We start from the raw sequence: 13,315 nt of genomic DNA on the forward strand, positions 1-13,315 counted from the left end.
CCTGCTGCTGATCTCCCTCGACTCACCCATCGGCCAATGACGGCAGCCGAAGTGTCACCACGAGCGCGAGACATACCGTCACCGATGTCTTGAGACACAACCGTCACCGATGTCCTGAGACTTCACACGTGAGGCGTCAAGTTGGTCGTGAGGCGTCAAGTTGGTCGTGAGGCGTCACCTGCTCACCCAGTGCGGCACGGACGGTCAGCGGTCCGGGTGCCGGCGGGCCGGCCGGGCGCCCGTCAGCCGCGTGCCGGGCTCACCGTGGCCGGGTCGACGGCGATCCACACCGCCTCGGCGCGGGCGAGCAGCCGTCCGTCCTCGGTGTACAGCGCCGTCCCGCTGTGGTGCTTGCGCCCCTCGATCCCGCGCGGCCAGGCCACCACCACGTGCGCCGCACCGGGCTCCGGCAGCTCGTGCACCTCGGCGGTCATGGTCCCGAGCACCATCGGCCGGCCCGCGAACCCGGCCGCCCAGCCGCCCGGGCAGTCCAGGGCCGCCCACGCCAGCTCCACCGACCCCTCCCGGGGCACCCACGCCGCGGCGAACACGTCGCCGCCGACCGGGCCGGGGCGCAGCGCGAGGCCGTCCTCGGGGTCCCGCTCGGTCCCGCACACGAAGCACCGGGGGAAGGGGTGGTCGTGCAGCCCGGGATACCGCTCCCCGGCCGCGAGGGCCTCGGCGTAGCCCACCGGCCCCGGCACGTCGTCGGCGAGCGGAGCGTCGGACGGTCCCGCCCGCAGCACGCCGTGGGGGCCGTCGAGCACCTCGATCCCGCCGTCGTCGCGGCGCACCTCCATGGCGGTGTCCAGCGGCGGCGGGCTCAGCAGCCGCACCCGGACGGCCGGCCCGCCGGGCGCGGCGAGCAGCCTGGCGGCGTGGCCGCTCACCCAGCCGCCGTTGCCGGAGGCCGGCGGGCCGCAGAAGCGGGCGGGGACGACGAAGGGGCTGTTCAGGCGGTCGACGTCGGTGGCGCTCACGCCCCGCACGCTAGCCCACCCGGCGCGGTCCTAGGATTGATGGACGTGAGTCCCTCCATCCCCACCGTCGGCGTCCTGGCCCTGCAGGGCGACGTGCGTGAGCACGTCGCCGCCCTGACCGCGGCCGGGGCGCGCCCGCTGCCCGTGCGCCGCCCGGCCGAGCTCGCCGTCGTCGACGGCCTGGTGCTGCCCGGCGGCGAGTCCACGACGATGGAGAAGCTGCTCCGCGCCTTCGACCTCTTCGACCCCCTGCGGGAGCGGATCGCCGAGGGGCTGCCGGTGTACGGCTCGTGCGCGGGGATGATCCTGCTCGCCGACCGGGTCGCGGGCGCCACGGCGGACCAGACGACGCTGGGCGGCATCGACATGACGGTGCGCCGCAACGCGTTCGGCCGCCAGGTCGACTCCCACGAGCAGTACCTCACCGCGCCGGCCCTCGGCGCGGGCGAGGGGCAGCCGCCCCTTCACGCGGTGTTCATCCGCGCCCCGTGGGTCGAGCAGGTCGGCGAGGACGTCGAGGTGCTGGCCCGAGCGGCGGCACCGGCGGGCGGCGGCGCCGACGGTAAGATCGTCGCAGTGCGGCAAGGCAGGCTGCTGGCGACCGCCTTCCACCCCGAGATCGGGGGCGAGATGCGCGTTCACCGTTTGTTCGTCGAGATGGTCTCGGACGCCCGCCTGCCGAGTACGCAGCAACTGACGAGCTGAGGAGCTTCTCTGATGTCCGGGCACTCAAAGTGGGCAACCACCAAGCACAAGAAGGCCGCGATCGACGCGAAGCGCGGCAAGCTGTTCGCGCGCCTCATCAAGAACATCGAGGTGGCCGCGCGCACCGGCGGCGGTGACCCGGCGGGCAACCCGACGCTCTTCGACGCCATCCAGAAGGCCAAGAAGAACTCCGTCCCGGCCGACAACATCGACCGCGCCGTCAAGCGCGGCTCGGGCGCCGAGGCCGGCGGGGCCGACTACGAGACGATCATGTACGAGGGCTACGCCCCCGGCGGCGTCGCCGTGCTGGTCGAGTGCCTCACCGACAACCGCAACCGCGCCGCCTCCGACGTGCGCGTCGCCTTCACCCGCAACGGCGGCAACCTCGCCGACCCCGGCTCGGTGGCCTACCTGTTCAACCGCCGCGGCGTCGTCGTCGTGCCCAAGACGGACGGCCTGACGGAGGACGACGTCCTCGCGGCGGTGCTCGACGCCGGTGCGGAGGAGGTCAACGACCTGGGGGAGTCCTTCGAGATCCTCTCCGAGGCCACCGACGTCGTCGGCGTGCGCACCGCCCTGCAGGACGCCGGGCTGGACTACGACTCCGCCGAGGCGCAGTTCGTCCCGTCCATGGAGGTCGACGTCGACGTCGAGGGCGCGCGCAAGGTGCTGCGCCTCATCGACGCCCTCGAGGACAGCGACGACGTGCAGAACGTCTTCGCCAACTTCAACGCCTCCGACGAGGTGATGGCCGCGCTGGAGGAGGAGGACTGACCTCCCGCGGGTGACGGGAGCGCGCCCGACCGGGCGCCTCCCGTCGACGCGACCCCCGATGACGTCTGTGACGTGTCACGACGTGCGTGACGTCTCGCGACCTCTCTGACGTCTCACGACGTTCGTGACGTCTCGCGACGTAAGTGACGTCTCACCGGCGGGGGCGTGTGGTTGCCCGGGGTCGTCGGTGCACGGTGGTTGGCTGGGCACGTGCGCATCCTCGGAGTCGACCCCGGCCTGACCCGCTGCGGCCTCGGCGTCGTCGAGGCCGCCGGCGGCCGCAAGGTCCGGCTGGTCGCCGTCGACGTCGTGCGCACCCCGGCCGAGCAATCCCCGCACCTGCGCCTGCTCACGGTGGCCGAGGCCCTCGACGCGTGGCTGGCCGAGCACCGCCCCGACGTCGTCGCCGTCGAGCGGGTGTTCGCCCAGGCCAACGTGCGCAGCATCACCGGCACCTCCCAGGTGGCCGGGGTGGCGATGCTCGCCGCCGCCCGCGCCCACCTGCCGCTCGCGCTGCACACCCCCAGCGAGGTCAAGGCGGCCGTGACCGGCAACGGCCGCGCCGAGAAGGTCCAGGTGCAGGAGATGGTCATGCGTATCCTCGGTCTGGCGGCGCGTCCCAAGCCGGCCGACGCGGCCGACGCCCTCGCCCTGGCCATCTGCCACGCCTGGCGCGGCGGCGGCGTGGGCAGCGCCGTCCGGGCGAGCTACGGCGGCGCGGACACCCTGCCCCGCGCGGTCGGCACCGGGCTGACGCCCGCCCAACGCGCCTGGGCGGAGGCGGAGCGGGCGGCGCGCCGGGCCGGCGCTGTCGCCCCCAAGGGGTAGGTTGGCCGTCGTACAGGTGTTCGTCCCCGCTGCGGCGGGCCGTCGCGAGAGGACCCCATGATCGCGTCAGTGACCGGTGAGGTGGAGGCCGTCACCCTGGACCGCGCGGTGGTCCGCGTCGGCGGGGTCGGCATGCTCGTGCACGCCACCCCCACCACCCTCGCCGGCCTCGTCCCCGGCCGCGAGGCCCGGCTCGCCACCTCGCTCGTGGTCCGGGAGGACTCGCTGACCCTCTTCGGCTTCGCCGACGACGACGAGCGGCAGGTCTTCGAGACCCTCCAGACCGTCTCCGGCGTGGGCCCGCGCCTGGCGCTGGCCATGCTGGCCGTCCACACGCCCGACGGGCTGCGCCGTGCCGTCGCCTCGGAGGACCTCGCCGCCCTGCAGCGCGTGCCCGGCATCGGCAAGAAGGGCGCCCAGCGCATCGTGCTCGAGGTGGGGGAGAAGCTCGGCCCCGCCACCGGCGAGGGCGCGCCGGAGGCTGCCGCGCCCGCCCCGGCCGCCCCGGCCCCCGAGGTCGTCGAGGCACTGGTCCAGCTCGGCTGGAGCGAGAAGGTGGCCGCCGGCGCGGTGGAGGCCGTGACCGCCGCCGACGGCGCCCCCGCCGACGTCCCGGGCGTGCTCCGGGCGGCCCTGCAGCACCTGGGCGGGCACCGCCATGGCTGACGACCGGGTGGTCGACTCCGCCGCCGACGACCTCGAGCGGGCCGCCGAGGCCGCGCTGCGCCCGCGGCGCCTGGCGGACTTCGTCGGCCAGCCCGTGGTGCGCGACCAGCTCTCCCTCGTCCTCGACGCCGCCAACGCCCGCAACACCCCGCCGGACCACGTGCTCCTGTCCGGCCCGCCCGGGCTGGGCAAGACCACTCTGGCGATGATCATCGCCGCCGAGGTCGACGGCGCGCTGCGGATGACGTCCGGCCCGGCCATCCAGCACGCCGGGGACCTCGCCGCGATCCTCTCCTCGCTGCAGGAGCGCGACGTCCTCTTCATCGACGAGATCCACCGCCTGGCACGCCCCGCCGAGGAGATGCTCTACCTGGCGATGGAGGACTACCGGGTCGACGTCGTCGTCGGCAAGGGTCCCGGCGCCACGTCGATCCCGCTGACCCTGCCGCCGTTCACGGTGGTCGGCGCGACCACCCGCGCCGGGCTGCTGCCGGCGCCGCTGCGTGACCGGTTCGGCTTCACCGGGCACCTGGAGTTCTACTCCCCGGCCGAGCTCGAGCAGGTGCTGCGCCGCAGCGCCGGGCTGCTCGGTGCCGAGCTGCGCGACGACGCCGCGGCCGAGCTGGCCTCCCGCTCGCGCGGCACGCCCCGCATCGCCAACCGCCTGCTGCGCCGCGTCCAGGACTTCGCCCAGGTCCGCGGCACCGGCGTGCTCGACCTCGCCGCCGCCCACGGCGCCCTCGACGTGTTCGAGGTCGACCGCCTGGGCCTGGACCGCCTCGACCGCGCCGTGCTGCAGGCGCTGTGCCAGCGCTTCGGCGGCGGCCCGGTGGGGCTGACCACCCTGGCCGTGACGGTGGGGGAGGAGCCGGAGACCGTCGAGACCGTCGCCGAGCCGTTCCTCGTGCGCGAGGGCCTGATCCTGCGCACCCCGCGCGGGCGCATGGCCACCCCGGCCGCCTACGACCACCTGGGCCTGCGCCCGCCGTCGGAGGGCATGCTCTTCGCCTGAGCCTGTCCCGCCAGGCTCGGCGCACCGGAAGGCCCGCTCATCGGGCGCGGAGACCGCACCATCAGAACTGGTGTGCGGACTCACCGGTGGGCAGTGTTCCGGCTCGGGGCGCCACTCGCCTAGACTCATGGGGTTATTGCCCTCGACCGAGCGGAGCCACGCCCTCATGGGATACGAAATCTTTCTCTTCCTCGCCCTCATGATCGGTGTCATGTGGTTCACCACGAACCGCGGGAAGAAGAAGATGGCCGACCAGCGCGAGCGCATGAGCCAGGCCATGGTGCCCGGCACCTCGGTCATGACCATCGGCGGCTTCTTCGGTCGTGTCGTCGACGTCGACGGCGACGTCGTCACCCTCGAGAGCCCCTCGGGCGTCGAGACCATCTGGCTCAAGGGCGCCATCAAGGAGATCAAGGAGCCGCCGTTCGCTCCGGCCCACGAGGACGGCGAGCACCTCGTCGTGCCCGACGACGCCTCCTCCCTGACGGCCGCCCCGACGGCCGAGGCCGCGACGAGCGAGCCCGAGGACCGTCCCGTCGTCGAGCCGGCGGACGACCCGGAGCGGACGGACGACCAGGGCCGCCGCCCCGGTCCCGAGCCGCGCGCCTGACCCCGCCCGCCCCTCCCCGCCGGCCCCTGGCCGGCGGCACAGCCCTGCACCGAGAGAAGACACCGTGGCGAAACGCCCGAACAAGCCCCGGCCCGGCCGGAAGCTCATCTTCCTGGCAGTCCTGATCATCGCCCTGATCGGCAGCCTCGTCGCCGGCGTCCAGCTGACCAAGGGCAAGGAGGACGCCGCGTCCCTGGCCCCCAAGCTCGCGCTCGACCTCGAGGGCGGCACGCAGCTCATCCTCACGCCGAAGGCCACGGACAACTCCCAGATCACGCAGAAGGACGTCGAGCAGGCGATCGAGGTCATCCGCCAGCGCGTGGACGCCTCGGGCGTGACGGAGGCGGAGATCACCAGCCAGGGCGGGCAGAACATCGTCGTCTCGCTGCCCGGGCAGCCCTCCGAGGAGACCCTCAACCTCGTCCGCCAGTCCGCGGTGCTGCGGTTCCGCCCGGTGCTCGCCGCCGGCGGCCCGGGCACGATCGACCCGGCCGCGGTGGCCGCCGCGGAGAAGGGCGAGCAGCCGCCCGCCCAGCCCACGGCCAAGCCGAGCGCGGACGAGGTCAAGGCCGCCGCGACGAAGGTCGCCGACGCCAACGGCGACGGCAAGCTCTCCGACACCCCGGCGACGGAGCCGGCCAACAGCTCGGACCCGGCCTGGATCACCGAGCAGGTCAACTACGACTTCTACACGCTGGACTGCACCGACCCGGCCAACCGCACCGGCGGCTCCACCGACGACCCGGCCAAGCCGATGGTGTCCTGCTCCCAGGACGGCAGCCAGAAGTTCATCCTCGGCCCGGCCGCGCTCGAGGGCACCGCGGTGAAGTCGGCGACGGCCGGCATCGGGCAGAACTCCCAGGGCATGAGCACCGGCCAGTGGGTCGTGAGCCTGCAGCTCAACGGCGAGGGCACGAAGACCTTCGCGGAGTTCAGCCAGCGCCTGCTCACCCTGCAGGAGCCGCGCAACCAGTTCGCCGTCGTCCTCGACGGCCTGGTCGTGTCCAACGCGAAGATGAACGACCCGATCCTCGACGGCCGCGCGCAGATCTCCGGCAACTTCACCCAGGCGACGGCGAACCAGCTCGCCAACCAGCTGAACTTCGGCTCCCTGCCGCTGAACTTCGAGGTGCAGTCCGAGGACCAGATCTCCGCCACCCTGGGCAGCGAGCAGCTCGCCCGCGGCGTGCTCGCCGGCATCATCGGCGTCATCCTCGTCGTCCTGTACATGCTGTGGCAGTACCACGGGCTCGGCGTGGTCTCCATCGCCAGCCTGGTCGCCGCCGGCATCCTCAACTACGGCGTCATCGCGCTGCTGTCCTGGACGATCGGGTACCGCCTGTCCCTGCCCGGTGTGGTCGGGTTGATCGTCGCCGTGGGCATCACGGCGGACTCCTTCATCGTCTACTTCGAACGCATCCGCGACGAGGTGCGCGAGGGCCGGGTGCTCAGCGCCGCCGTCGAGCGCGGCTGGGACCGCGCCCGCCGCACGATCCTCGCCTCCGACGCGGTGAACTTCCTCGCCGCCGTGGTGCTGTACTTCCTCGCGGTCGGCGGCGTGCAGGGCTTCGCCTTCACCCTGGGCCTGACCACCCTCATCGACCTCGTCGTCGTCATGCTCTTCACCCACCCGGTCATGCAGCTGCTCGTGCGCACGAAGTTCTTCGGCGAGGGCCACCGCTTCTCCGGCCTGGAGCCGAAGTCGCTGGGCGCGACGTCGATGACCTACCGCGGCCGCGGCCGGTTCGCCCCCGCCCCGGCGCGGGCCGCCGCCCGCGACAAGGAGCTCGTCGGCGCCGGCGTCGGGGCGGGCGGGGTGCTGTCCACCGGCGCCCGCGCCGCCAGCCCCGAGGAGGCCGGCGAGGGCCGCCGCATGACCATCGCCGAGCGGCGCGCCGCCGAGCGGGCCCGCCAGCGTGCCGACGAGGCCGCGACGTCGCCCGGCCCGAACCTCGCCGACGCCGGCCCCGACGGCCCCGACCCCGCCGGCAGCAGCCCCGACCCCGCCGGCACCAACCCGGACGACGCAGCCCCGGCCGCCCGGGCCGACCAGGACGATCCCGAGAGCCCGAACGCAGGAGGTGAGCGGTGATGGCCAGCCTCGCCACCCTCGGCAACGAGCTCTACACCGGCAAGCGGTCCATCAACTTCGTCGGCCGGCGCCGCACCTGGTTCGCCGTCGCGGGCGCCCTCATGGTCGCCTCGCTGCTGCTGCTCGGCCTCAAGGGCATCAACGCGGGCATCGAGTTCCGCGGCGGGTCGCAGTTCACCGTCTCCGGCGCCGCGAACCTCGACCAGCAGCGCGCCTACGACGTCATCAACCAGGTCGGCGCGGGGGAGGCGCCGCGCGTGTCCGCCGTCGGCTCCAACTCGCTGCGCGTGCAGACCTCCGAGCTGACCGACGAGCAGACCACCCAGGTGCGCGAGGGCCTCGCCCGCGAGTACGACGTGCCCGTCAACGAGGTCGCCGCCACCTTCGTCGGACCCACCTGGGGCTCGAGCGTGACGGCGAAGGCCGTCCAGGGCCTGGTGATCTTCCTCGTCCTCGTCTCGATCGTCATGGCGGCGTACTTCCGCACCTGGACGATGTCGCTGGCGGCCATCGGCGCGCTCATCCACGACCTGGTCGTCACCGTGGGCATCTACGCCCTCGTGGGCTTCGAGGTGACACCGGCGTCGGTCATCGGCTTCCTGACGATCCTCGGGTACTCCCTGTACGACACGGTCGTCGTGTTCGACAAGGTCCGCGAGAACAACGCCCACGTGCTCAACCAGAAGCGGCGCACGTACGCCGAGGGCGCGAACCTCGCGATCAACCAGACCCTGGTCCGCTCGATCAACACCTCGGTCACCGGCCTGCTGCCGGTCGCGTCGATCCTGTTCGTCGGCGCCTTCCTCCTCGGCGCCGGCACCCTGCGCGACATCGGTCTCGCCCTGTTCGTCGGCATGCTGCTCTCCACGTGGTCCTCGGTGTTCATCGCCGCGCCGCTGGAGGTCTCGCTGCGCCTGCGGCAGGCCCCGATCGCCAAGCACACCCGCCAGGTGCTCGCCGCCCGCGCCAAGGCCCGCGCCGCCGCCGGCGAGGGCGAGGAGCAGGACGGCGAGACCGACCTCGCGCCCTCCACCGAGGACCTCGGGGTCGGCGTCGTGGCGGGCCACCACCTCGGGCAGAACGCCCAGCCGAAGCGAAAGAAGGGCCGACGATGACGGCAGCACCCACCTCCGCGTTCCCCGCACAGCTCACGGACCTGGTCCGCGACCACGTGCGCGAGGTGCCCGACTTCCCGGCGCCGGGGGTGCTGTTCCGGGACATCACGCCGCTGCTGGCCGACGGCGCCGCGTTCGGTGCGCTGGTGCGCGGGCTGGCCGAGAAGTACCGCGGCCAGATCGACGCCGTCGCCGGGCTGGAGTCGCGCGGGTTCATCCTCGCCGCGCCGCTGGCGCTGGAGCTCGGGGTGGGCATGATCACCGTGCGCAAGGCCGGCCGGCTGCCCGGGCCGGTGCTCGGCGTGGACTACGCCCTGGAGTACGGCACCGCCCGGATGGAGCTGCGGCCGGAGACCATCAGCGAGGGCCAGCGTGTCCTCATCATCGACGACGTGCTCGCCACCGGCGGGACCGGCGCGGCGGCCGTCGAGCTCGTCGAGCGCAGCGGCGGCGACGTCGTCGCCCTGGCGATGCTGCTCGAGCTCGCCGCCCTGGGCGGGCGCACCAAGCTCGACGGCTACCAGGTGGATTCCGTCCTGGTGTACTGACCGCGGGTCCCGGCCGGCACGCGGAGCGCCGTCCCCGGCCGGTGTCCTGAGTGCCGGTCGGGGTGGGCCGGCGCCGCGCCGGGTTGTCGGCCGCACGGCTGGCCAGGGGTTTCGCCGGCGGACGAAGCGGCCGGGGCGTGGTCGTCGGTGCCCCGGGCACGCCGTAGGATCGTGCAATGGCCGGCGAACGCGTGCAGACGACGGGTGAGGGGAGCACCGCCGAGTCGGTGGTGCCCGGTTCCCGCGTGCGCTCCCGCCTCGTGTGGCTGGGGTCGCGCGGGCACTCCAGCCCGCCCGCGATCGAGCCGCTGCTGCGCGCCGTCCGCGCGAACCACCCCAAGGCGGACACCCAGCTCATCGTCCAGGCCTACGAGGTGGCCGAGAAGGCCCACCGGGGCCAGCTGCGCAAGAGCGGCGACCCCTACATCACCCACCCGGTCGCCGTCGCCACCATCCTCGCCGAGCTGGGGATGACCGCGCCGACGCTGGCCGCGGCCCTGCTGCACGACACGGTCGAGGACACCGGCTACCCGCTCGAGGAGCTGCGCCGGGAGTTCGGCGACGAGATCGCCCTCCTCGTCGACGGCGTCACCAAGCTCGACAAGGTCACCTACGGCGACGCCGCCCAGGCCGAGACGGTCCGCAAGATGGTCGTGGCCATGGCCAAGGACATCCGCGTCCTCGTCATCAAGCTCGCCGACCGGCTGCACAACGCCCGCACCTGGAAGTACGTCCCGGCGGACAAGGCGGGCAAGAAGGCCCGCGAGACCCTGGAGATCTACGCCCCGCTGGCCCACCGGCTGGGCATGAACACGATCAAGTGGGAGCTCGAGGACCTCTCCTTCGCCACCCTGTACCCCAAGGTCTACGAGGAGATCGAGCACCTCGTCGCCGAGCGGGCGCCCGCCCGCGACGAGTACCTCGCCACGGTGCGCCAGCAGATCGAGGCGGACCTGCGCACCGCGAAGATCCGCGGCGTGGTCACCGGGCGGCCCAAGCACTACTACTCGATCTACCAGAAGATGATCGTCCGGGGCCGGGACTTCGACGACATCTTCGACCTCGTCGGCGTGCGGGTGCTCGTGGACACGGTGCGCGATTGCTACGCCGCGCTCGGCGCGATGCACGCCCGCTGGACCCCCCTGCCCGGGCGGTTCAAGGACTACATCGCCATGCCGAAGTTCAACCTCTACCAGTCGCTGCACACCACGGTGGTCGGGCCGGGCGGCAAGCCGGTGGAGATCCAGATCCGCACGCACGACATGCACCGGCGCGCGGAGTACGGCGTCGCGGCGCACTGGAAGTACAAGGAGAACCCCAACGCCAAGGGCGCCAAGGCCGACGGCGGCCCGCCCGGCGGCGGGGAGATGGGCTGGCTGCGCCAGCTCGTCGACTGGCAGCGCGAGACCGCCGACCCGGGGGAGTTCCTGGACTCCCTGCGCTACGAGATGTCCGGCGCCGAGGTCTACGTCTTCACCCCCAAGGGCGACGTGCTGGCGCTGCCCGCCGGGGCCACGCCCGTCGACTTCGCCTACGCCGTGCACACCGAGGTCGGTCACCGCACGGTGGGCGCGCGGGTCAACGGCCGCCTTGTGCCGCTGGACTCGGTGCTGGAGAACGGCGACAGCGTCGAGGTCTTCACCTCCAAGGCCGAGAACGCCGGCCCGAGCCAGGACTGGCTCAGCTTCGTCAAGAGCCCGCGCGCGCGCAACAAGATCAAGGCCTGGTTCACCAAGGAGCGCCGCGAGGAGGCCATCGAGGCCGGCAAGGCGCAGCTGACGAAGGCCATGCGCAAGCAGAACCTGCCCATCCAGCGCCTGATGAACCACGACTCGCTCAGCGCCCTGGCCACCGAGATGCGCTACGCCGACGTCTCCGCGCTGTACGCGGCGGTCGGGGAGAACCACGTCTCGGCGTCCAACGTCGTCCACCGCCTCGTGCAGTCGATGGGCGGGGAGCCCGGCGCGGAGGAGACCCTCGCCGAGGCCACGATGCCCGGCGAGCACCGGCCGCGGCACCGCACCGGCGACTCCGGCGTCGTCGTCGAGGGCATGAGCGACACCGACATCTGGGTCAAGCTCGCCCGCTGCTGCACGCCGGTGCCCGGCGACCCCATCGTCGGGTTCATCACCCGCGGCTCCGGGGTCTCGGTGCACCGCGCCGACTGCGGCAACGTCGAGGGCCTGCGCGCCCAGCCGGAGCGGATGGTCGGGGTCAGCTGGGCCAGCCAGGCGCACAGCACCTTCCTCGTGCAGATCCAGGTGGAGGCGCTGGACCGCAACGCGCTGCTGTCCGACGTCACGCGCGTCCTGTCGGACAACTACGTGAACATCCTCTCCGCGTCCGTCTCCACCTCCCGGGACCGGGTGGCCATCAGCAAGTTCGTCTTCGAGATGGCCGAGCCCTCGCACCTTGGGCACGTGCTCAACGCGGTGCGGCGGATCGACGGCGTCTTCGACGCCTACCGGGTCACCGGCACGAAGAACACCCGGACCGCCACCACCGTGTGATGGCGCGCGCATGCCGCGCCCGGACCGGTTCGCTGCCGCGAGCGTGCTCTCGCCTGGGACGACGAACGGCCGGCACCCCGCAGGGGCGCCGGCCGTCGTGCTGCTGACGTCAGTCCCGCGCGGTGCGCTGGACCTGGTCCAGCCAGGCGCGGCGAGCGTCGAGGGCGGCCTGCGCCTCGGCGATCTGCGCCTCGTCCCCGGTCTCGCGGGCACGGGCCAGGTCGGCCTCGAGGGCGGCGATGGCAGCCTCGAGCTGGGCCGCCGCCCCCTCCGCGCGGGCCTTCTTCTCCGGGTCGGTGCGCTGCCAGGCCGCCTGCTCGGCGTCGCGCACCGCCTGCTCGACGGCGCGCATGCGTCCCTCGACGCGCTGGACGTCGGCCCGGGGCACCTTCCCCGCGGCGTCCCACTTGTCCTGGATCGGGCGCAGGGCCGCCTTGGCGGCCTTGACGTCGGTGACGGGCAGCAGCGCCTCGGCCTGCTCGAGCAGCTCGAGCTTGGCCTTGAGGTTCTCGGCGTACTCGGCGTCGATCTCGGCGTTCTGGGCGTTGCGGGCGTCGAAGAAGCGCTGCTGGGCGGCGCGGAAGCGGGCCCACAGGGCGTCGTCGTCCTTGCGGGACGCGCGCCCGGCGGCCTTCCACTCGTCCATCAGCTGCCGGTAGGCGGCGGTGGTACGGCCCCAGTCCGTCGAGGTGGCCAGCTCCTCGGCGCGCGCGATGATCTGCTCCTTGGCGGCCTTGACCTGCGCCTGGGAGGCGTCCAGCTCGGAGAAGTACTGCCGGCGGTGCCGGTCGAAGGCCGTGCGCGCGTGCGAGAAGCGCTTCCACAGGGCGTCCTCGCTGGGCCGGTCCAGGCGCGGGCCGGTGCGCTGGGCGTTCTTCCACTGGTCGAGCAGGTCGCGCAGCCGCTCGCCGGACTGCTTCCACTGGGTGCGGGCGGGGTCCTGCGCGGCGATCTTCTCGGCCTGCTCGACGATGGCCGTGCGGTCCGCTACCGCCTGGGCGCGCGCGGCCTCCCGCTCGGCGGCCGCCTGCGCGCGCCGTTCCTCCGCCGCCGCGCGGACGCGGTCGAGACGGCCGCGCAGCCCGTCGAGGTCGCCGACGGCGGTGGGCTCCTGGAGCGCATCGGTCAGGGTGGCCAGGGTCTGGTCGATCTCCTTGCCGCTGAGCTGGGGGAGACGGGCCTCGAAGAGCGCGACCTGGGCCTGCAGGTCGAGGAAGCGGCGGACGTAGAACCCGAGCGCCTCCTCCCGGTCGGCGCCGGTGTACTGCCCGACGACGCGCTCGCCGGAGGCCTCGCGCACCCAGACGGTGCCGTCGTCGTCGACCCGGCCCCAGGCGGCGGCCTCCGCGGCGTCGCGGGCGTCGACCGGTGGCACCGGTGGCGTGGCGGCAGGGGCCGCGGCGGCCGGCACCTTGGGCCGCGGGACGGGCCGGGGCACCGCGCGCGGGCCGGGGCGCACGTCGGCCGGCGACGGC

The 13,315-nt window shown here is 73.5% G+C and carries 12 protein-coding genes; 10 read left to right on the forward strand and 2 right to left on the reverse strand.

What is annotated here, in order from left to right:
• Window positions 1-242: 242 nt before the first annotated feature.
• On the reverse strand, window positions 243-980 hold the full coding sequence (locus GD970_RS20405; protein ID WP_193315002.1) for a hypothetical protein: 738 nt from the start codon (window positions 978-980) through the stop codon (window positions 243-245).
• A 39-nt stretch (window positions 981-1,019) separates the two neighbouring features.
• On the opposite strand from GD970_RS20405, the gene pdxT reads away from it, so the two are divergent.
• The 10 genes from pdxT (at window position 1,020) to GD970_RS20455 (ending at window position 11,840) form a co-directional block, all read left to right on the forward strand.
• Window positions 1,020-1,685, forward strand: a complete 666-nt coding sequence (gene pdxT / locus GD970_RS20410) for a pyridoxal 5'-phosphate synthase glutaminase subunit PdxT (protein ID WP_152204732.1) — start codon at window positions 1,020-1,022, stop codon at window positions 1,683-1,685.
• Window positions 1,686-1,697: 12 nt separating this feature from the next.
• Window positions 1,698-2,459 carry a YebC/PmpR family DNA-binding transcriptional regulator gene (locus tag GD970_RS20415; protein ID WP_152204733.1) on the forward strand — a complete coding sequence of 254 codons (762 nt, stop codon included), beginning with the start codon at window positions 1,698-1,700 and terminating at the stop codon, window positions 2,457-2,459.
• Window positions 2,460-2,669: 210 nt separating this feature from the next.
• Window positions 2,670-3,287 (forward strand): crossover junction endodeoxyribonuclease RuvC, encoded by a 618-nt coding sequence (ruvC, locus tag GD970_RS20420; RefSeq protein WP_152204734.1) that lies wholly within the window; start codon window positions 2,670-2,672, stop codon window positions 3,285-3,287.
• A 57-nt stretch (window positions 3,288-3,344) separates the two neighbouring features.
• On the forward strand, window positions 3,345-3,953 hold the full coding sequence (ruvA, locus tag GD970_RS20425) for a Holliday junction branch migration protein RuvA (RefSeq protein ID WP_152204735.1): 609 nt from the start codon (window positions 3,345-3,347) through the stop codon (window positions 3,951-3,953).
• Window positions 3,946-4,965 (forward strand): Holliday junction branch migration DNA helicase RuvB, encoded by a 1,020-nt coding sequence (ruvB, locus tag GD970_RS20430; RefSeq protein ID WP_152204736.1) that lies wholly within the window; start codon window positions 3,946-3,948, stop codon window positions 4,963-4,965. Before ruvA ends, ruvB begins: the two co-directional genes overlap by 8 nt.
• Window positions 4,966-5,131: 166 nt before the next feature.
• A complete protein-coding gene (gene yajC, locus GD970_RS20435) occupies window positions 5,132-5,575 on the forward strand; it encodes a preprotein translocase subunit YajC (protein WP_170297327.1) in 444 nt (147 codons plus the stop codon).
• Window positions 5,576-5,639: 64 nt separating this feature from the next.
• Window positions 5,640-7,667, forward strand: coding sequence for a protein translocase subunit SecD (gene secD, locus GD970_RS20440; RefSeq protein WP_152204738.1), 2,028 nt, complete (start codon window positions 5,640-5,642; stop codon window positions 7,665-7,667).
• On the forward strand, window positions 7,667-8,782 hold the full coding sequence (gene secF, locus GD970_RS20445; RefSeq protein WP_152204739.1) for a protein translocase subunit SecF: 1,116 nt from the start codon (window positions 7,667-7,669) through the stop codon (window positions 8,780-8,782). The genes secD and secF overlap by 1 nt, the downstream gene beginning before the upstream one ends.
• Window positions 8,779-9,330, forward strand: coding sequence for an adenine phosphoribosyltransferase (locus GD970_RS20450; RefSeq protein ID WP_152204740.1), 552 nt, complete (start codon window positions 8,779-8,781; stop codon window positions 9,328-9,330). Before secF ends, GD970_RS20450 begins: the two co-directional genes overlap by 4 nt.
• 176 nt (window positions 9,331-9,506) lie before the next feature.
• Complete coding sequence (locus tag GD970_RS20455) at window positions 9,507-11,840, forward strand: RelA/SpoT family protein (protein WP_152204741.1); 2,334 nt, start codon at window positions 9,507-9,509, stop codon at window positions 11,838-11,840.
• Between the two features lie 109 nt (window positions 11,841-11,949).
• Here GD970_RS20455 and GD970_RS20460 read toward each other — a convergent pair.
• A partial coding sequence (locus GD970_RS20460; RefSeq protein WP_152204742.1) for a DUF349 domain-containing protein occupies window positions 11,950-13,315 on the reverse strand: 1,366 nt, incomplete at its 5' end.

The organism is Georgenia thermotolerans (genome assembly GCF_009193185.1).
GTDB classification, from domain to species: Bacteria; Actinomycetota; Actinomycetes; order Actinomycetales; family Actinomycetaceae; genus Georgenia; species Georgenia thermotolerans.